Source organism: Marinobacter sp., from assembly GCF_039977835.1.
GTDB lineage: Bacteria > Pseudomonadota > Gammaproteobacteria > Pseudomonadales > Oleiphilaceae > Marinobacter.
The window spans coordinates 53,680-71,856 of sequence record NZ_JBDWCL010000014.1 but is presented as its reverse complement, the minus strand read 5'-3'; the positions used below and the strand labels follow the sequence as shown (position 1 = coordinate 71,856).

General features: G+C 52.7%; 17 protein-coding genes and 1 pseudogene. 5 read left to right on the top strand and 13 right to left on the bottom strand.

The genetic code is table 11. The annotated features are described in order from the left end of the window. Positions 1 to 49: 49 nt before the first annotated feature. The 10 genes from ABJM11_RS06190 to ABJM11_RS06145 all read right to left on the bottom strand — a co-directional run bounded on the left by ABJM11_RS06190 (position 50) and on the right by ABJM11_RS06145 (position 10,197). Positions 50 to 1,045 carry an NADPH:quinone oxidoreductase family protein gene (locus ABJM11_RS06190; protein ID WP_348294043.1) on the bottom strand — a complete coding sequence of 332 codons (996 nt, stop codon included), beginning with the start codon at positions 1,043 to 1,045 and terminating at the stop codon, positions 50 to 52. Positions 1,046 to 1,050: 5 nt separating this feature from the next. Then, the gene (locus ABJM11_RS06185; protein WP_348294026.1) at positions 1,051 to 2,178 is read right to left on the bottom strand and encodes a CoA transferase; all 1,128 of its coding nucleotides are present in this window, start codon (positions 2,176 to 2,178) and stop codon (positions 1,051 to 1,053) included. A 7-nt stretch (positions 2,179 to 2,185) separates the two neighbouring features. Next, complete coding sequence (locus tag ABJM11_RS06180; protein WP_348294024.1) at positions 2,186 to 2,773, bottom strand: 3-hydroxyacyl-CoA dehydrogenase family protein; 588 nt, start codon at positions 2,771 to 2,773, stop codon at positions 2,186 to 2,188. Positions 2,774 to 2,843: 70 nt separating this feature from the next. Next, the gene (locus ABJM11_RS06175; protein ID WP_348294023.1) at positions 2,844 to 3,719 is read right to left on the bottom strand and encodes a 3-hydroxyacyl-CoA dehydrogenase family protein; all 876 of its coding nucleotides are present in this window, start codon (positions 3,717 to 3,719) and stop codon (positions 2,844 to 2,846) included. 10 nt (positions 3,720 to 3,729) lie between these two features. After that, the gene (locus ABJM11_RS06170; protein WP_348294021.1) at positions 3,730 to 4,896 is read right to left on the bottom strand and encodes an acyl-CoA dehydrogenase family protein; all 1,167 of its coding nucleotides are present in this window, start codon (positions 4,894 to 4,896) and stop codon (positions 3,730 to 3,732) included. A 22-nt stretch (positions 4,897 to 4,918) separates the two neighbouring features. Beyond that, entirely contained in the window at positions 4,919 to 5,662 is a 744-nt protein-coding gene (locus tag ABJM11_RS06165) for an SDR family oxidoreductase (protein WP_348294019.1), read from the bottom strand. Between the two features lies 1 nt (position 5,663). Beyond that, positions 5,664 to 6,431, bottom strand: a complete 768-nt coding sequence (locus tag ABJM11_RS06160) for an enoyl-CoA hydratase-related protein (RefSeq protein WP_348294017.1) — start codon at positions 6,429 to 6,431, stop codon at positions 5,664 to 5,666. Next, positions 6,421 to 8,112, bottom strand: coding sequence for a class I adenylate-forming enzyme family protein (locus ABJM11_RS06155; RefSeq protein WP_348294015.1), 1,692 nt, complete (start codon positions 8,110 to 8,112; stop codon positions 6,421 to 6,423). Before ABJM11_RS06155 ends, ABJM11_RS06160 begins: the two co-directional genes overlap by 11 nt. 21 nt (positions 8,113 to 8,133) lie before the next feature. Next, a complete protein-coding gene (locus ABJM11_RS06150; protein ID WP_348294013.1) occupies positions 8,134 to 8,913 on the bottom strand; it encodes an enoyl-CoA hydratase-related protein in 780 nt (259 codons plus the stop codon). 33 nt (positions 8,914 to 8,946) lie between these two features. Further along, entirely contained in the window at positions 8,947 to 10,197 is a 1,251-nt protein-coding gene (locus ABJM11_RS06145; RefSeq protein WP_348294011.1) for a CoA transferase, read from the bottom strand. Positions 10,198 to 10,426: 229 nt separating this feature from the next. On the opposite strand from ABJM11_RS06145, the gene ABJM11_RS06140 reads away from it, so the two are divergent. Further along, positions 10,427 to 12,064 (top strand): sigma 54-interacting transcriptional regulator, encoded by a 1,638-nt coding sequence (locus ABJM11_RS06140; protein ID WP_348294009.1) that lies wholly within the window; start codon positions 10,427 to 10,429, stop codon positions 12,062 to 12,064. 404 nt (positions 12,065 to 12,468) lie between these two features. Here the strand turns inward: ABJM11_RS06140 and ABJM11_RS06135 are convergent, their stop codons facing one another. Then, on the bottom strand, positions 12,469 to 13,248 hold the full coding sequence (locus ABJM11_RS06135) for an IclR family transcriptional regulator C-terminal domain-containing protein (RefSeq protein WP_348294007.1): 780 nt from the start codon (positions 13,246 to 13,248) through the stop codon (positions 12,469 to 12,471). A 189-nt stretch (positions 13,249 to 13,437) separates the two neighbouring features. Between ABJM11_RS06135 and ABJM11_RS06130 the strand changes: the two genes are divergently transcribed. The 4 genes and pseudogenes from ABJM11_RS06130 to ABJM11_RS22475 form a co-directional block, all read left to right on the top strand. Next, complete coding sequence (locus tag ABJM11_RS06130; RefSeq protein ID WP_348294005.1) at positions 13,438 to 13,584, top strand: hypothetical protein; 147 nt, start codon at positions 13,438 to 13,440, stop codon at positions 13,582 to 13,584. A gap of 83 nt (positions 13,585 to 13,667) precedes the next feature. Then, positions 13,668 to 14,870: a 3-oxoadipyl-CoA thiolase gene (pcaF, locus tag ABJM11_RS06125; protein WP_348294003.1), complete on the top strand. Its 1,203-nt coding sequence runs from the start codon at positions 13,668 to 13,670 to the stop codon at positions 14,868 to 14,870. A 210-nt stretch (positions 14,871 to 15,080) separates the two neighbouring features. Beyond that, on the top strand, positions 15,081 to 15,281 hold the full coding sequence (locus ABJM11_RS06120) for an alpha/beta hydrolase (RefSeq protein WP_348294000.1): 201 nt from the start codon (positions 15,081 to 15,083) through the stop codon (positions 15,279 to 15,281). 1,089 nt (positions 15,282 to 16,370) lie between these two features. Beyond that, positions 16,371 to 16,496: pseudogene (locus ABJM11_RS22475) on the top strand (IS3 family transposase); the annotation flags it as partial. Positions 16,497 to 16,656: 160 nt separating this feature from the next. On the opposite strand, the gene ABJM11_RS06115 reads toward ABJM11_RS22475, so the two are convergent. After that, entirely contained in the window at positions 16,657 to 17,202 is a 546-nt protein-coding gene (locus ABJM11_RS06115; protein WP_348293998.1) for a tyrosine-type recombinase/integrase, read from the bottom strand. After that, positions 17,159 to 17,872 (bottom strand): Arm DNA-binding domain-containing protein, encoded by a 714-nt coding sequence (locus tag ABJM11_RS06110; RefSeq protein WP_348293996.1) that lies wholly within the window; start codon positions 17,870 to 17,872, stop codon positions 17,159 to 17,161. The genes ABJM11_RS06115 and ABJM11_RS06110 overlap by 44 nt, the downstream gene beginning before the upstream one ends. Between the last annotated feature and the right edge of the window lie 305 nt (positions 17,873 to 18,177).

The following is an 18,177-nucleotide window of genomic DNA, read 5'->3' as shown; positions in this document are numbered from 1 at the left end:
TCCAATGTTTGATTGGCCACGAGTATGCGATAACCGCATATCGTGGCGATTATCCCTGCGCCATTGTCAGCACTGCTTTGCCACGGATCTGGCCCTGCTTGACCAGATTCAGGAGTCGCTTGAATTCAGTGAGGGGCTCAATCACCTCTGCATGGGGTTTTATTTTCCCCGACCGATACAACTCGTACATATGTCGCTGGGCCGCAGCCATTTTCCCTGGCTGACGATCGCGGTAATCGCTCCACTGCAGTCCCGACACAGAGATATTTTTCACCAATAAATAGTTAGCCCTAACTGTCGGTATCTCTCCGGCGGCAAAACCAATGACCACCAACCGGCCACACCAATCCAGTGCACGCAGACTGGCTTCGAAAATGTCTCCACCAACAGGGTCAATGACAATATCAACGCCCTGTCCATCAGATGCCTGACGAACCTGATCGCGCAATCGATCACGGACCGGAGCGTCCATTAAATCGATGATATGGTCTGCACCATAATCCTTTGCCACCCGGGCTTGCTCCTCATTAATCACACCAGCGTAAACCACACCACCCAGAGCCTTCACAAGCTGGACAGTCGCCAGACCGACTCCGCCCGCGGCACCGTTCACCAGAACCCGTTCACCCTCTTTAAAACCAGCCCTTTCCATTAATGCAAAATAGGCTGTCTGATAACTGAGGCCCAGGGCCGCAGCATCGGTATAAGGCATCTCACCGGGGATCTGGAAACAATGACTTGCAGACACGATCGCGTATCCTGCAAACGCTCCATATTCAACCAAAGCTGCCACACGATCACCGGGTTGAACGCTGGTCACGCCTTCTCCGATACGCTCAACCTCGCCACTCAGTTCCTTTCCAGGACTGAATGGCAACGGTGGGCGAACCTGATAATTACCCTCAATAACAAGTACATCCGGGAAGTTCACTCCGGCAGCACCTACTCGAACCAGAACCTCTCCGGGCCCAGGCTCAGGAATCGGCACATCCTTTACATCGGCCGACTCAACAGGGCCAAACTCCTCAATCCATACGGCTTGCATCATCGCTACTTCTCCTCCCCTGACACCAATCGCTCATTATTCTCTCCCAGGCCGGGATAACCCGTTTTCCGGGGAACCTCCCGAAAACCAGGGGCAACAGGAACGGGTAAGGCGTTAATCGCCTGACCAGTGTTGGAATTGATCGAGTACTGGAATAGCTTTCGGTGCTGAAAATGGGGGTCTTCAATAGCTTCCGCCAGAGTCGCGACGACACTGCAACATACATCCTGACCGGCAAAACACTCGGACCAGTATGACGCAGGCGCTTGAGCTATTTTCTGTGCAACGGCTTTTTTTACTTCCGTTTCATGATTTTCATCGCCCCGATATTCTGCAGGTAAGTCGATCAGTTGACAGAAATTCTCCCAAAACTTTTGTTCAAGAGGAGCCGCCGCCACAAAGCGATTATCGGAAGTGCGATATATCTGGTAGCGGGGGGACCCACCGGTTACCAATTCATCCCCGGACCGAGGCCAGTGATTGGCCGCCTGGGCTTCCCCCAGCGCCCAGTACATAAAGGTGAACATGCCGTCGGCCATGGAAATATCTAGATGGCAGCCGTTTCCACTCTGATCGCGAGTTCTAAGCGCCAGCAGGATATTCATGATCGCCGGATAGGCACCCCCAGCTATATCAGCAATCAAGGCCGGGGGAAGTATGGGAGCGCCGTCAGCACCTGCACTCAAACCAAGCAAGCCGGTTTCAGCGATATAATTCAAATCATGGGCTGCCGTCCTGGCTTTGGGGCCGCTCTGACCGTATCCAGTAATCGAACAGTATATGATTCCTGGATTAAGGCTCGACAATTGCTTGTAGCCAAGACCAAGCCTGTCCATAACCCCCGGGCGAAACTGCTCAACAACAATATCAGCCTCCTGAATCAGGGGATTCAGTTGTTCAAGGGCCTGGGGGCTCTTCAGATCAATTGTGATACTGCGCTTTCCCCGGTTCAGTAGCGCGAAGTTGACACTGTCCGCACCAAAACGGGGGGTATACGAGCGCATTTCGTCCCCCCTGTCAGGTCGCTCCACTTTTATAATCTCGGCACCGGCCTCAGCCAGCAGCAAGGTTGCAAGAGGTCCCGGCAGCAACGTACTAAAATCCAGAACCTTTATTCCTTTCAGTGGTTGCATGCCGACCTCACCTCTGTGTGCGCTGTTTTGCAACGACGGCACGCCGTGCAGGCGCGTATGCACGTTCCCCATACACCTCAAACAACGTCTTGGTGACATCATGGTGATCGGCCAGCCCGGCTCGCTCCAACAACTCGATTGGCCCTTCCGGGTAGCCCAGACCAAGCTTCAGGGTAAGATCCAGATCATCAGCGGTGGCCAGGCCTTCATCAAGACGGCGCAACGCTTCGTTGTAGTAAGGTCGAACCAGGCGGTCGATAATCCGCCCCGCAAAATCACGACACACTGACACCTCAAGCCCGGCCTCTTTAAATAGCTGTACCGCGCTGTCTATAGCCTCATCAGAGGAGTTCGGCTGACAAACCAGCTCTACCAGGTCAGATGGCGCATCGTTACCAAGCCTGAATCGGGCAAAACCCAGAATATTTGACCCTTCCCGGCCCCGTGACTCACCAGTGTGCAACGCTAGGCACTCCGTACCCAGCTCAACCAGGATAGCCCGTTTGCTTTCCTGGTCAGACAACGCCCCCAATGCATCTCCCGCTTTGGAACCAATCAACACCACGATTTCCGACGATTCGGATGCGTTACTCATAAACTCGCTACCATTCGGAAACGAGCGACTTTCACCTTCTGTTTTAATGACTTGATATTCCATGATCTGCTCAGCCTCCGAACATTGCGTCCTGTTCATAATTATAAAAACCCTGGCCGGTTTTACGCCCAAGACGATTTGCTGCGACCATACGCTTTAGCAGTGGCGGGCAAGCTGCACGAGGATCTTTCGTAACCTCATAGAAAGCCTCACAAAGGCGTACCTGCGTATCGAGCCCGATAAGATCAAGCAGTTCACAGGGCCCCATGGGATAACCCAACCCCTTTTTGATAGCCCGATCAACGTCTGCAGGCTCAGCGACGCCACTCTCGATAAGGCGAATCACATCGTTATTAAAGGGCACCAGGAAGTAGTTCAGGATGAAGCCCGGAGTATCCTGAGTTCGGACAGGCTTCTGCTTCAGTGACTCACAAAAGACCCAAGCTTTATTGAAGGTTTCTTCCGAGGTGTTCAGACCGGGAGACATTTCCACTAACTTCATAAGCTGGGCCGGCAAACAGAAATGCATACCTACAACCCGATCAGAACGTCCGGATCCGCCAGCGATTTCGCTAATCGACAGGGTGGAAGTATTGGAGGCGAATATCGTGTGCTCAGGGCAGACATCATTCAACCGCCCAAAAAGGTCATGTTTAACCTTCAGGTCCTCAAACACAGCCTCAATGACAAGATCACAAGTCGCAAGGTCCTCCACTTTGCTCGTGCCATGCATTCGGCCTAAAATTTCCGATACCTGCTCTTCGGTCAACTTGCCTTTGGCAACCGACTTGGCAAAGAAGCCTTCGGTCTGTTTACGAGCACGAGCAACTGTGTCCTCACTGGTATCAAACAGATACGTTTCGAAACCTGCCCGAGCTGCGACGATTGCGATGCCAGAGCCCATGGTACCTGCACCGGCAACGGCAACTGTCTTGATGTCATCCATTTATAATCTCCTAACGCTGCAAAAAACTACGACCGATCACCTGACGATGAACCTGGTTAGTTCCTTCCCATATCTGGGTGATCTTGGCGTCGCGCATTAACCGTTCCACCCGGTAATCCTTGCAATACCCATAACCACCGAATAACTGAACCGCCTCCGTTGTCACCTTCATTGCGAGATCAGAAGCACGTTGCTTGGCAATAGATGCCTCTGTCGCAAAATCCGTAGAACCGCTTTCCACGAGATCCGCAACGTGCATCAGCCAGTTGTCACAGAGCGCCAGTTCAGACGCGAGATCCGCCAGCATGAATTGAATCCCTTGGAATTCCAGGATTCGACGCCCCGACTGTTTTCTCTCGTTGATATATCCGACGGCATCCTGAAAAGCGGCGCTGGCAATACCCAGCGCATGCGCGGCAACACTGGGGCGGGATTTATTCAACGACGCCAGAAGGACGTTCAGGCCATCACCCGGCTCGCACAACAGGTTAGCCCTCGGTACCCGGCAATCATCAAAAGACAGGGTGCAGGTACTGGAGGCACGGTGCCCCATTTTGTCTTCTTTACTAACGACCTCGAGACCTGGAGTACCTTTCTCCAGAACAAGCACCGAGATGGACTTCTTGGGATCATCGATCTCACTCCATTTACCGAAAACAAGGTAGAGGTCCGCTGCATCGCCATTAGTAATAAAGGTTTTGCCGCCGTTAATGATGATGTCCTCACCATCCGGCTTGAACTGAGTTCGCATACCCAACGCATCGGAGCCTGCTGAGGGTTCAGTGATGCACAACGATGCCAGCCCTCCTTCGGCAATACGCGGCAACAGGCGCTGCTTTTGCTCTTCGGTAGCGAAATCAATCACCGGCTTCATCGCATGACAATTGGTTGCCCAGATAATTCCGGTTGAAGCGCAGGCAATACTGATCAGCCTGACGCAGTGCAGATAGGTGAAAAAGGAAAGACCAGCCCCGCCATATTCCTCGGGAATAAACACACCATTCAGGCCCAGCTCATTAATTGCATGTACGTTGTCCCAAGGAAACTCGCCCGTGACGTCGTAGTGTTGAGCCCGAGGCTTGATCTTGTCTTCACAAAGCTCCGCTACGGAGTTGACCAGCATGCGCTCTTCTGGCGACAGCCGATCCAAACTCCAGATACGATCAAAAATGCTCATGTCTGCTCCGGTTTCAGGTCGGTTACAACAGGATTCCCTGGCCACCATCGAGGTAGATGGTTTCACCCGTCAGGAACGGCATGTTTTCGGCAAATAACGCCCCCACCAATTGCCCGACTTCCTCTGGCTGAGCGGGTCTCTTCATCGGAATCCTTGAACGCAAATACTGCTGGAACTTTTCATGCTTCAGATAGTCTCGATTCAGATCGGTTTCGACAAAGCCCGGCGCGATATTCACCACCCGGATATTGTCCCGCGCCCACTCCACCGCCAGGCACCGGGACACCGCTGCGATCGCCGCCTTGGACGCGCAATATGCGGCATTTTTCGGCACACCCGCCCGATCATAAAAAGAGCCGATACTCACGATCAGACCGCCCTCATCACACAGGTACGGATGGACGATTTGAGCCAACACGAATGGCCCGATCACATTTGTACCCAGCACGGTATTGAATTTCTCTGCTTCGAAACTGGTGCTCGGACCATCGAGATGGATACCTGCATTGTTCACCAGACCGCCAATGCCATTATGATCCGAAGCAATCTGTTCGACCGTTCTAACCAATGCCTGATGGTCTGTCACATTACAGGCATAGGCCTTGATCCGATCCTTGCTGGTGGAGTCAACCTCAGCATCTTCCACCCCCTGCCCTTTTCGGCTGATGCAGGCTACTTGATACCCTCGGCTAGCCAGATTACGGACGATGGAGGAGCCGATACCCCGACTTCCGCCAGTGACGATAATTACTTTTTCATTCTCCATATCAATAGTCCTTAAACTGGGGATTACGCTTCGCAACGAAGGCTTCCATGCCTTCGGCAGCATCTTCGGTCTGATAGGCGAGAGTAGAAAGATCGGCCTCCACTTTCAGGCCCTCTGAAACCGGCAGGTCCAATGCGCGCTGGACGGCTTCGCGAGCATAACCCAGAGCCAGCATTCCAAACCCTGAAAATTCACGGGCGAAACTTGCACCAGAGTCAAGGGGCTCCCCCTTGATAACCCGGTTCACCAGCCCGATTCGCTCAGCCTCTTCCGGTTTAACGACACGGCCCGTCATAATCAGCTCCAGGGCCCTCGACTCACCAACTACACGAGGCAATCGTTGCGTTCCGCCATACCCGGGAATCAGGCCCAGCTTGATCTCCGGCAGGGCCATCCGGGCGTTCTCTGTTGCAAGCCGGAACGTACAGGCAAGTGCCAGCTCCAGTCCGCCACCAAACGCAAAACCATTGACAATGGCAACCGTTGGCATAGGCAGTAGCGACAGTTTATGAAACACACGTTGCCCCAGCTCCGCCCCCTGCTTTTGCTCGCTTATTGAACGCCCCATCAACTCTTTGATATCCGCGCCAGCACAAAAAGATTTTTCGCCCCCCCCAATTATCAGAGCCGCTCTGGCATTACTGGTGGCAACTTCCTCAATGACCACGTCCAGCTCACGGATGATCGCGAAGCTCAAAGCATTCAGAGCCTCCGGCCGATTCAGTCGAATGACCGCAAATTCTTCAAAATATGATAGCTCAACGGTCATTGGAGGCCTCCTTTTGCGTCCCTGGCTCCGTCCAACGGATGGGAACCAGCTCCAACTCACCCTCACGGGCCCAGTCGGCCAGTGTACGTTTGAGTATTTTTCCACTGGCAGTCATCGGGAAACTGGGCAAGGTGACGTAGTATTCAGGCATGTCATACTTGGACAGGCCCTGAGCGTGAAGAAAGGCCAGCAGGTCTTGCGGATCAAGCTCCCGTCCGGAGGCGGGGATAACAACCAGGCAGACCTTTTCCCCCAGGCGCTCATCCGGCACGGGAATAACCGCAATCGACTGTACTGCCGGGTAGCGAACCGCAATCGACTCAATATGGGAGGGATGAATGTTGTGCCCGCCACGGATGATCAGATCTTTCTTGCGCCCGACAACATGCAGACAACCGTACTCATCCAGCCATCCCAGATCGCCACTCAGGAACCAGCCACTGTTATTGAAGGAATCCTCTGTCGCTCGCTGATTATCGTAGTACCCGAGCATGAGGAGGGCCCCACGGGTACCAATTTCACCAATTTCGCCGGGACCCAGGCGAATATTGGGATTTGCCGCGTCCCAGATGGCCGTTTCATACCCCGGACATGCCTTACCGCAACTCGATACAATGGTGTCAACATCGTCCCCGGGACGCGTATATTGATGTGATCCGTTCTCGGTCATGCCATAAACATTCTGCGGCTTAACGCCCAGTTCGAGAAACGCTTCAGCTACGCTTTTGGGGATTGGCGCTCCCGCCATGTAAAACGTCCGCGTTTTACCCAACGAGTTCGCTCCGCGTTTTCTCAATTCCGTCAGAATATCCATGGCGTGGGTTGGCACACCCATGACGTAAGTCGCCCCTGTCTCGGAAATCCAGTCAATCGGCGACTGCCTGGAAGGAAGATCATTGACGACCAGCTCACAACCCGACACAAGGAACTGCTCAAGGGCCACTGTGCCAATGTGATGGCTCAACGGGCTGAGCGTAAACATCACATCAGCCGGACTTAACTGCCAATCGGCCACCATGCCGCGACCATTGGCCAGGAGGGTATTATCACTGTGCATGACGCCCTTGGGCTCACCCGTAGTGCCCGACGTAAACGCGAGATAAACCACTTTGTCTGGGTTCGGGTCACAATCAGGCAACTCTCCCGTATTGTCATCGGACGACGGCTCAAACCTCAGACCAAAACCGTCTTCATGTCCCGGTTCGCCGACGGTGACGATGTGACACAATTGCGCGACCTGCCTGGCAGCGGAAAAGATGTCGCAGGTTTTCGCGTCCGCCCCATATCCGGGTTTCACAAACAGAACTCGTGCCCGCAGCCGCTCGAGATTACGAACAACCTCGGCCACTGTGTAGTTCTGATGCAAGGACGGGTTACACACGTACCCGTTGCGGGCGCATGCCAGAAACACAACGATCGACTCAACACAGTTCGGGAGCCAGACACACACTCGGTCGCCGGACACCAGGCCATGGTTGTGCAACCGCGCTGCCAAAGTATCGACCGCCACCACGAGCTGACCAAAACTCAGGCGGCGCTGGCCGTCACGCACAGCCCACGAATCGGGCTGCCGACTCGCGTGTTTCCTCAGCAGCGAATACATCGTGTCCGCTGTCCAGTAACCGTCGTTGTAGAACTTCTTCGCAACCGCCGGGTTATGTAATGTAAGTAACGGTTTCATGGCTTATCCCTTTCCCAGCGATCAGTGGCCGAACTTTTTACTGTCTGGAGAACGACGGTTTGCAAAGGAATCAGAAAGTTCTTTAGATTCTTCCGTTTGCAAGTAGGTGCGCAGTAACAGATCGTGCGCCATGCGCGCCAGCCCACCGACACCACCATGACGGGCATTGAAGGCGGATTTCAAGGAAGCAAGTGCAAAACTGCCGCGCTCGGCAATAGTCAGGGCCCACTTGGTCGTTTCCTCTTCCAACTGATCATCCGGCACCACTTTATTAATCATTCCGAGCTCTAGCGCTTCCTGTGCAGACATTTTCGGATTCGCGAACCAGATCTCTTTCGCCTTTTTCTTACCAACCAGGTCTTCCAGGAACCACGTACCGTAACCAGCATCAAAACTCCCCACCATGGGACCAACCTGACGGAACATAGCGCTTTCCTTGGAAATGGTAAGATCACACACCACCTGCAGAACGTTGCCTCCACCAACGGCGTAACCATTGACGGATGCGATGACGGGTTTCTGAATTCGCTCTATCGCTTCATACATCTCAAGCGTTGGCAGCACACCCGCATACATCAGGCTGTCTTCCATACCGTCTTTACGCCCACCAATACAGAAGAACTTGTCACCAGCTCCAGTCAAAACTACCACTCGGGTACGGGTTTCACGTCCAATCTCATCCAGGCACGCACGCAGCTCCTGGCACATTTCAGCGTTGAACATGTTTCCATCATCAGGACGATTCAGGGTAATCTTCGCAATTGGGCCTTCTTCGCGGTAAAGAATAGTGTTGTAAGTCATGAGAGCAGATCTCCTGGAAATGTATTAAATATTTTATTGCGTAACAGACTGAAAAATTTCAATAACACCGTCTTCACAAAGATGGTGAATCTCGCTTTGACCATACCCCAGGCTTTGCAATACTTCTCCTGTATGCTGCCCCAGGCGTGGAGGCAAAGAACGCAAAGTTTCCGCGCTATCATCCAGCCTCATTGCAGAACCTACCTGAGGAATGGTGGATGAGCCGTTTGCTACCTTATAAAACATGCCATTGGCCTGGAAGTATTCATCTTCCACCAGTTGATCAACGCTGTTGATCGGGCCCGCAGGAATACCTGAACCACGGAACAAATCCAGCCAATGCGATCTGGGCTGACTGATCAGGACCTCCTGAATTTCATTAACGATCGCGGCTCGCTGTGCCCGACGGTCAGCATTACTTCCCCGTGACGAATCTTCTGCTTTCTCCGGGAGCCCGAGCACCTTCCAAAAGCGTTTCCAGATACCGTCGTTACCCAGCCCGAGCGTTATCGGATAATCAGCCGTATCAAACGCTTGGTAGACGGCAATCACACTGTCGGTTCCACCACTTCGCCGCGGCACCTCACCGGAACCGAGATAGGACATAATTCGGGGCGACAAGAAACGGGTCATACTGCCAACGAGAGAAATATCCAGCTTATGGGATCTACCGGTCCTCATAACATCGAAAAGCGCTCCTACGGTGGCATAAGCCGCATCAACTGCTGCCAGCATGTCGGCAGCCGGTGCACCGATTTTCTGAGGCGCCGAATCGGGTTCTCCAGTCAAATCCATGATCCCGCTGTAGCCCTCGGCGATGAGGTCGTAGCAGGTCCAGTTGGCGCGCTCCCCCGTCAAACCGAAACCGGTAATTGAAACAAACACCAACTTGGAATTGATCTTGATCATGCTTTCGTAATCGATCCCGAGCTTTTGCTGGGTGCGCAAAATATTGTTCACAACGACGACGTCAGCTCGTTCGATGAGTTGCTCAAGAACACGTCGCCCCGCCGGATCAATAAAATTAAGCACGACACTGCGCTTGTTTCGATTGGCACTGAGAAACCAGAGTGATTCACCGTCCAGGTCTGGCGGCCCCCAATGTCGGGTATCATCACCACCTCCCGGACGCTCTACTTTTAGGACATCAGCACCAAGGTCGGCAAGGAGCATCGTAGCCACGGGTCCAGCGATGGATGTGGTAAGGTCGAGAACCTTGACCCCCTCAAGCCAAGTGACGCCTTTGCCACACGCCTGCATCGGCAAACTCTCTAACGGCAACATAGAATAGATCCTCTTTGCTTTTAGCACTTACAAAAAGCAAGACGGATGCCAGTATTTTTTTTCACATTAAATCAATGTGTTATGAATATTTAAAGAATGGTTATGCCGGCGCATGTTGCCTACTCGCGCACACATGTGTATTTATTGAAAACACTAAAAGCCTCTTTCAACTGTTAACAATAACATTAGCAGGCTACTTAATAGACGACTAAAAGAGGAAATCAAACTGATGCCTAGCCGCGAACAAAGCTACGGTCTGATTGTTCTTAATAAAGAGGGAGACGCTGTTTTCTCTGCGGGCTTGGGAAATTCAGCTGAAGTGGTCGAAAACATTCGCCAGGAAGTAAATAAAGATAAAAGGCAGATTTCCGGGATCCAGGCGGGCTCTACACAATGTATAGCCACCGTAGCCCCAATAGCAGAAGGACTCACCGCAGCTTTCATTCAGGAATCCTCTTCTGCGAGTACGCTGATTGATTTCCTGGCGGCGGTGGATATCGCGCCCGACATTCTGAACCACTTGCTTACCAACGCATTTGACGGCATGACCGTTACTGACAATGAAGGGCGCATTGTGTATTTAAGCCCCGTCCATGAAAAATTCTTTGGACTTGCCCGGGGAGAAGCTACTGGACGCCATGTCACTGAAGTTATTGAGAATACTCGCTTACACATTGTGGCCCGTACCGGAAAGCCGGAAATTGGCCAGATGCAAAAAATGCTCTCGAGTAACCGAATTGTGAGCAGGCTCCCGATCCACAGTGGCGGAAAGGTTGTCGGCGCTATTGGTCGAATCATGTTCAAAGGCCCCGAACAGCTACTAGCAATGAGCAGCGAGATCGCGTCACTTCGCAATGAAGTTGAATTTTATAAACGCGAAGCGTCCTTCCTCCGCAATCGCACTTATGGCATTGAAGACATCATTGGCGACAGCAAAGCAATTCGTCAGCTAAAGTCGGATATGACGAAAGTTGCATCCCTGGATATACCTCTGCTGATCATCGGTGAAAGCGGTACGGGCAAGGAATTGGTCGCCCAGGCCCTTCACCGCCTTAGTCTGCGGCGCGACAAGCAGATGATCATGGTAAACGCGGGAGCCTTACCCGAGAGCCTGGTGGAAAGTGAACTCTTTGGGTATGAGCCTGGGGCTTTTACCGGGGCGAAGAAAAAAGGGCGAAAGGGCAAATTTGAAGCAGCTCATGATAGCAGTCTGTTTCTGGACGAAATTGGCGAAATGCCGCTCGACATGCAGGTCAAACTTTTGCGGGTCTTACAGGATGGCTCTTTTGAACGCGTGGGGGGGGATGAACCAAAACAGTCGGACTTTCGGTTGATCGCGGCTACCAATCGTGACCTGACCAGCATGATAGATACCGAGCAGTTTCGGCTCGATCTTTATTATCGCATCAGCGGAGTAACTCTCAGAGTACCTCCCTTAAGAGAACGACTGGAAGATATTCCAATACTGGTTCAGCATTTCATCCGTTCCTTCTCAAATCGTCAAAGGACACCGGTCATGAGGGTCAATCCCTCTGTCTACCGCTACATGCAGAGCCGCCCTTGGCCTGGCAATGTCCGGCAACTACAGCATGAGGTAGAAAGAGCTCTTATATTCTCCGAAGGAGAAGAGCTGGAGGTCGATGATTTTCGACCATCAGAAATTTTCTCCAACGAATATTCAGCTAACAGGCAGCCTACTCAAACAAAGCACGGTGAAGCCCTCAAGGACACGCTGGAAAGGGTGGAACTGGAGAAAATCAGCGATGCCATGGCGCGACATAACGACAATAAAAAACGTGTATCCGAGGAGCTTGGGGTATCGCGCTCATATTTATACAAGCGCCTGAGGGAACTCCAGAGCCCTTAAAAGTGGCACCTGTCGGCCTCCGGGATAGCGTTTCCCGGAAATTACTCCGACGCAGCGGAAAAATATTGTATGCCACCGAAGCATGGACGACGCTCCAATGCTCCTCTGGCTTAAGAGCGCCTTACCAATGTAGCTACCCAATTCCGTGCCAATTGGCCAATTGCTCAGCCAGCGACAAACCTCCCTACTTGATCTTTGCCTGTACTGGAGCCAGCGGACCCGCCAAAGCATGGGAGAAACGCCCCAAATCTCTCCCCCAGAAAACCGCTAAACTGAATCCAGAATCATAAGCTCCTCGCATTCTACTACAATTTGGGGTGTAGCCACGTAAAATAAAAACGTCGAAATGGCTGTTTGGGACTAGAGCAAGTATTCGCCGTTTCAGCAATATTTGAAACTGGCCTTCAGGTTTTAAGTTGTCGAATGTTACCTGCGACTTCTCGTAATCTGGGTAGATAAACGCGTTGCAAAGTTTCTAGGGATACCCGTGCCGCGTTCGTACTAATATTGACCGCTCCTAGTAGATCACCGTTACCAGAGAACATTGGCAACGCCACTGAGCGCAGGCCAGAATCCAGTTCCTGATCAACGATTGCGTAACCCTGATCTCTGGCAGTCAAAATCTTCTCTTTCAACGCTTGCCTGGTCGTAACTGAGAATGGAGTAAATGCTTGCAGTTCAACCTTTGCCAAAAAGCCATCTATCTCCGCTTCCGGCAATTGCCCCAATAATACTCGCCCCATCGATGTGTATGCCGCTGGCAGACGTGCACCGACAGAAAGCGTAATTGCCATCAGGCGGTGTCGCGCTGCGGACCTCACTACATAAACCACCTCGTTACCATCAAGCACTGCTAGGGAGGATGATTCACCAAGTTCAGCGGTAACTTCCTTCAAATACTGTTGAATCGCCGCCCTGTACTGGTTGGATGCCTGATAAGCATAGCCAAGCTTCAATACCCGCGGGGTCAGCTCGAACTGGCGGCCGATTCGTTTCACGAATCCAAGTGCATGGAAAGTCAGCAGGAAACGTCGCGCCTTTGCCCTGTCTATATTGGCTCTTGCAGCCACCTCGCTCAGGGTCATGCGGGGATGCCCAGCATCGAAGGACTGCAAAACCTCTAACCCAGCCGCAAGCGCGCCAACATAGTCCCGATCGCCGGGCTTGAGAATTTGATCGTCCATTCCCACCTTCCTTATCCCCTAAATCAGGTTTACAGGCAATGGTACCAGCTCGTTCGGAATCCGAACATTAGTATTTTTTATCAGCTAACAGAAATTGGGACTTGACGACAGGAAAACCTTCGAGTCAATATTCGCATATAAAACTTATATTCGTATATCGAACTCTTTAACTGCCGCCTAAATGGAGACATGGCGATAGCTGACATTCTAAAGCTCGGCTACAACACAGAAGAGCTTGGGGTCACATCCCTGCATCTGGGCATTGTTCCGGCAGAGGTAATCAAGGCCGCCGACTCAGACAGCCGGTTCGCAGATCAATTGGAAACAACCCAGTAGCCGACCACTCGCGAATACAAGGCTCTGCGGGACCTGAAAACCCACGTCGGCGCGTACAGCGTCGGCCTACAGTGAGCTCCACCATGACCAACGTCTATCTCTGCCACCCCCGCCGTTCGGCCATCGGCCGTTTTGGCGGCACCTTGTCCGGCGTTCGCCCAGACGACCTAGCTGCCCATATTTTCAAGGCCGTGCTGGAACAGGCCCCGGAACTGGCCCCGGCCAACATCGACGAGGTCATGATGGGCTGCGCCAACCAGGCCGGTGAGGACAATCGTAACGTAGCTCGTATGTCTGCCCTGCTGGCCGGCTTGCCCACCTCCGTACCTGGCACCACCCTCAACCGCCTTTGCGGCTCCGGTATGGACGCCGTGGGCACCGCGTTCCGCGCCATTCGCGCCGCTGAAATGGATCTGGTTCTGGCCGGCGGTGTGGAATCCATGTCACGTGCGCCCTATGTCATGGGCAAAGCCGATTCTGCGTTCTCGCGTGGCCAGGTCTTAGAAGACACTACCATTGGCTGGCGCTTCGTGAATTCGCTAATGGAGAAACAGTACGGCATCGATTCTATGCCGGAAACTGCCGAGAACGTTGCAGAACAGTTCAATATTTCCCGGGAAGATCAAGACCTTTTTGCCTTTCGCTCCCAGGAGAAAGCTTCTAAGGCGCAACAGGAAGGACGCTTCGCCGAGGAAATCGTCCCGATCAGTATCCCGCGCCGTAAGAAAGAGCCGCTTGTATTTGACACCGACGAGCATCCGCGCAACACGACTCTAGAAAAGCTCGCTGCCCTACCCACCCCGTTCCGGGACAACGGCAGCGTGACCGCTGGCAACGCTTCCGGTGTGAATGACGGTGCAGCCGCCATGTTTGTGGCCAGCGAAATCGCTGTAAAAACCTACGGACTGAAACCAATGGCAAAAATCCTCGGCATGGCCTCCGCCGGGGTTGAACCCCGGGTCATGGGAATTGGGCCGGTTCCCGCCGTGCGCAAGCTGCTGGAGAAACAGGGCATGCGCATTGATCAAGTGGATCTCATTGAGCTCAACGAAGCCTTTGCCGCACAAGGACTGGCCGTATTGAGAGAACTCGGGCTGGCCGACGACGATCCCCGGGTGAACCCCAACGGAGGCGCGATCGCGCTGGGCCACCCACTGGGTATGTCCGGTGCAAGACTGCTGCTGACCGCCGCCCACGAACTTAAGCGCAGCGGTGGCCGCTATGCGCTGTGCACCATGTGCATTGGGGTTGGCCAAGGCATTGCCACACTCATTGAAAGAGCCTGAGGCTAGGATAGTACACAGCGTTTCTGAAGTACGAAGACCATCCGGTCTGATACCGTCTGCTAGGTGACCTCGACAAACCGCTGCTAGTAAAAGACACCCCTAGGTATGACCCAGGGGTGTGGGATGGACACATGATTCCTACACTTCTGGACAAATTCCGTATTCTGACTCGAGATTTGCCTGGGCACGGAGCAAGCGCAAGCTAGCCAGATGAATCCGACAAGAATACCCCAAGGCCTGACCGAGGAAGCCTTGGCGCTCGCAGCGGCGGCCAGCGCAAAAAAATTCCTCTTTGTCGGAACATCCATTGGTGGTGCTATCGGCCAGAAACTCATCAGCCAGCATCCTGACCGGTTGATTTCCGTCACGCTCACCAATACCGGTGCCATTACCGGTACATTCGAGGCTTAGGATACCCGCTCCGCCCACGTACTGGAGCTTGGCCTCATCACCATGGCGGTGGCTATCATGCCCCGCTGGTTTGGCCCGTCGGTTCGTGACCGACAGCCAGCTGCGGCGGAAGGGTGGCGCAAGATCACGGGGCGTGAAGATAATCGCAGTTACGCCCTGTTACGCGAAATGCTGGCGTATCGACTTTCGCGATCACCTCAGAGGCCACCGCGTACCACTCCCTTTGATTGGTGGCTCCGATGACGTTACCCCACCTTCGGAAACGCTGAAAGCACTGGCCCACTGCAGTAGTGCACCAGTTTGAATATCTTTCGGAATCTTCTTGGGAAACCAGTCTATCCAATCGTGCCTGTCTTTAGCTCCAAAATACATCGTTCCGCCAGCCAGGGTAATCCCCTACCCTCTTCCGAGACAGCGGGGAACTCATCAAACACCCCTTTCGCTCTTTGATTCCAACTCGTATGCTAACGAACTCGCTCAGAAACCAAGACCTGTCCATTTCCAGACACCAGAAACCGGACAGGATTGAAAGTGTTGAATATGAGCAATGCGTAGGCCAGCCTTTATTGGACAAGTGGAGCGCAGCGGTCGGTAGTTTCAAGACAAAGCTAACCGGACAACCATGTCCCCAGAAGCGACGTAAATCGTGCAACCAACGTTGATATAGGGGTTTTCTAAGAGCTCAAAAGTTGAAACCAACCGATTGAATATCTTGTATTGTATTAAATTCGATTAACCCCGCATGAAAACACCAAGTAATAACGCCCTCCAGAGGCAACGGTCTCGGGTTCGAATCCTGACTTCCTCCTTGTGACTTCGCGTCTCCTAACAGACTGTCTCCAGAAGCGTCTCCAGTGTCCATCGGAACCTCTATAACCTCACGTGATCTAAACAGCCCACAGTCATTGTTAAAACCACCGTTTTCTTGATGTCGGACGACGTGACTCGTACGTGCTGGTAGACCCGTTGGGTGAGCGAATGCCGATTGAAATGTTCTTCAATGCGTTCGATATCAGCCGTTCCAGCTGCTACGAATACCGCCAACGGCGAAACCATGTGGTTAGTGAGCGCCTGGCCCTGAGGACTTAGATAAATCGTCTGTACACGACGAGCCGCAGCTCTGCCGGTAGCCGGACAATCAAAGGCCAGCTCCGCGAAGAAGGCGCTGTTGGTCACTTCAAGGTGCAACGTCTGATGAACGAGTTAGGGCTGATCTGTAAGCAGCCAGGCCCTGATGCTTACGCGCAGGTCACCGTCGAACGACCGGATATCCCGACCACTTGGCCCGTGAGTTTACGGAGTACAATACTGGAGCCAGAGATGTGTTTTTGGCGGCTAATTAACCGTTTCCCGCAATTAGCCGCTTATTACTCATTTATTGCTTGCTTCTTTTGCCAGAGGTCGATGAAAGGTACTTCTCATAAGCGTTCATCAACTTCCTGCGTTTTTGGACGAGCTGGTCCCGTTTATAGGCCTCTCGTGTGGACGAAGTATCGATATGCGACAGTGCAAGCTCCGATACGTAGTCCTCCGCATGGTTAATCTCAGTGGCCCAATCTTTGAACGCCGACCGCATCCCGTGAGCAGTTGCTATTCTCCCCGACTCGGGGTCCAGAAATCCATTTCCTCCATTCTTGATGTCAATCTCGTGAAGCTCTTTGACAGCATTGTTTAGAGCATTCTCACTCATTGCTGGTTTGCCACGATATCCGGGGAAGACATATGCCCCATTACGCGGCATCGACTTGAGAATCTCGATGGCCCGTTTCGTGAGCGGAACTTTATGAGGTTTTTTCTTGTCTTTTCGACCCTTTACTTTCCATCCGGGAATTGTCCATAACCTGTTTTTGAAATCTATTTCGTCCCATTCTGCAAATCTAATCTCTCCCGGACGACCTGCTGTGAGTTTTTGGAACTCCACCCCCCTTTGCAGGAATGGTATCGCGCTTCTGAAGCAGCGCCCAAAAACTGGGTATTGCTTTATACCCGACAGTCGGCTGGTGTTCTTCATCATGAATTGCAGCAGGAGATGCAAGGAAATTCTCAAGGTTTCCACGCCACTGGGCTGGGTTCAATCCGTTCCGCAGCACGCCATCATTTCGAACAATCTCACACACATTTTGTATCGTGATTCGTACACGCTCAGCAGTGGGATTCTTCTCCATCCAAATCTCATTGAGTGCCTGCACCACCTGTCGGGTTTCAAGGTCTGAGATTAAGATTTGGCCAAGCAACGGTAGGCAATAGTCCTGAAGGTGCTGTTTAAGTCTCCGCGCCTGTTGTTCCGGTTCGCGCCCCTTAAACTCCAGGCACTTTTTCTCGTAATACTGCCATGCCAGATCTGCAAACGTTCTCTGTTTCGCTTGCTCGGCTAGCAGCTTCGATTTGACTTCTTTTTTTGCCGCTATCGGGTCATAGCCTTCAACACGGATTCGTTCTTTGAGCTCTCCAGCCTTCTCTCTCGCCTGGGCCAAAGAAACCTCAGGGTAAGGGCCCAATCCCAGATCAACACGCCGTGACCCAACGACCGTTCTTAATATCCAAGAGCGTGCCCCAAACCCGGCCGATCCATTTGGTGGCCGGCAATACAAACAAAAGCCTGAAACACCACCTACCGGATGAAGCGCTGGACACGGGTCGCCAATTTATTTGCCATTCTTCGCTCTTTTAACTGTCCCGTGTTTTAGCCGTTTAACTTGAACAGCCGCCAATTCTACTGCAATTTTAGGCATTCTCTGACCTCCCGAAGCTCGATGCCCCATCATCTGTCCCATCATTAACCGAGCGATTGACCGCAATCGGATAAGACAAAACGATACTGAAATTTAAGCGAATAGGAAGATTTAATAATACAGATCAGACAGTTACCGACTTCTTGCGGCGGGATGAGACATGA

Excerpts from the sequence above, each read along its gene's own strand:
- ABJM11_RS06190 (WP_348294043.1), bottom strand. The coding sequence starts at position 1,045 with ATGCAAGCCGTATGGATTGAGGAGTTTGGCCCTGTTGAGTCGGCCGAT.
- ABJM11_RS06185 (WP_348294026.1), bottom strand. The coding sequence starts at position 2,178 with ATGCAACCACTGAAAGGAATAAAGGTTCTGGATTTTAGTACGTTGCTG.
- ABJM11_RS06180 (WP_348294024.1), bottom strand. The coding sequence starts at position 2,773 with ATGAGTAACGCATCCGAATCGTCGGAAATCGTGGTGTTGATTGGTTCC.
- ABJM11_RS06175 (WP_348294023.1), bottom strand. The coding sequence starts at position 3,719 with ATGGATGACATCAAGACAGTTGCCGTTGCCGGTGCAGGTACCATGGGC.
- ABJM11_RS06170 (WP_348294021.1), bottom strand. The coding sequence starts at position 4,896 with ATGAGCATTTTTGATCGTATCTGGAGTTTGGATCGGCTGTCGCCAGAA.
- ABJM11_RS06165 (WP_348294019.1), bottom strand. The coding sequence starts at position 5,662 with ATGGAGAATGAAAAAGTAATTATCGTCACTGGCGGAAGTCGGGGTATC.
- ABJM11_RS06160 (WP_348294017.1), bottom strand. The coding sequence starts at position 6,431 with ATGACCGTTGAGCTATCATATTTTGAAGAATTTGCGGTCATTCGACTG.
- ABJM11_RS06155 (WP_348294015.1), bottom strand. The coding sequence starts at position 8,112 with ATGAAACCGTTACTTACATTACATAACCCGGCGGTTGCGAAGAAGTTC.
- ABJM11_RS06150 (WP_348294013.1), bottom strand. The coding sequence starts at position 8,913 with ATGACTTACAACACTATTCTTTACCGCGAAGAAGGCCCAATTGCGAAG.
- ABJM11_RS06145 (WP_348294011.1), bottom strand. The coding sequence starts at position 10,197 with ATGTTGCCGTTAGAGAGTTTGCCGATGCAGGCGTGTGGCAAAGGCGTC.
- ABJM11_RS06140 (WP_348294009.1), top strand. The coding sequence starts at position 10,427 with ATGCCTAGCCGCGAACAAAGCTACGGTCTGATTGTTCTTAATAAAGAG.
- ABJM11_RS06135 (WP_348294007.1), bottom strand. The coding sequence starts at position 13,248 with ATGGACGATCAAATTCTCAAGCCCGGCGATCGGGACTATGTTGGCGCG.
- ABJM11_RS06130 (WP_348294005.1), top strand. The coding sequence starts at position 13,438 with ATGGCGATAGCTGACATTCTAAAGCTCGGCTACAACACAGAAGAGCTT.
- pcaF (WP_348294003.1), top strand. The coding sequence starts at position 13,668 with ATGACCAACGTCTATCTCTGCCACCCCCGCCGTTCGGCCATCGGCCGT.
- ABJM11_RS06120 (WP_348294000.1), top strand. The coding sequence starts at position 15,081 with ATGAATCCGACAAGAATACCCCAAGGCCTGACCGAGGAAGCCTTGGCG.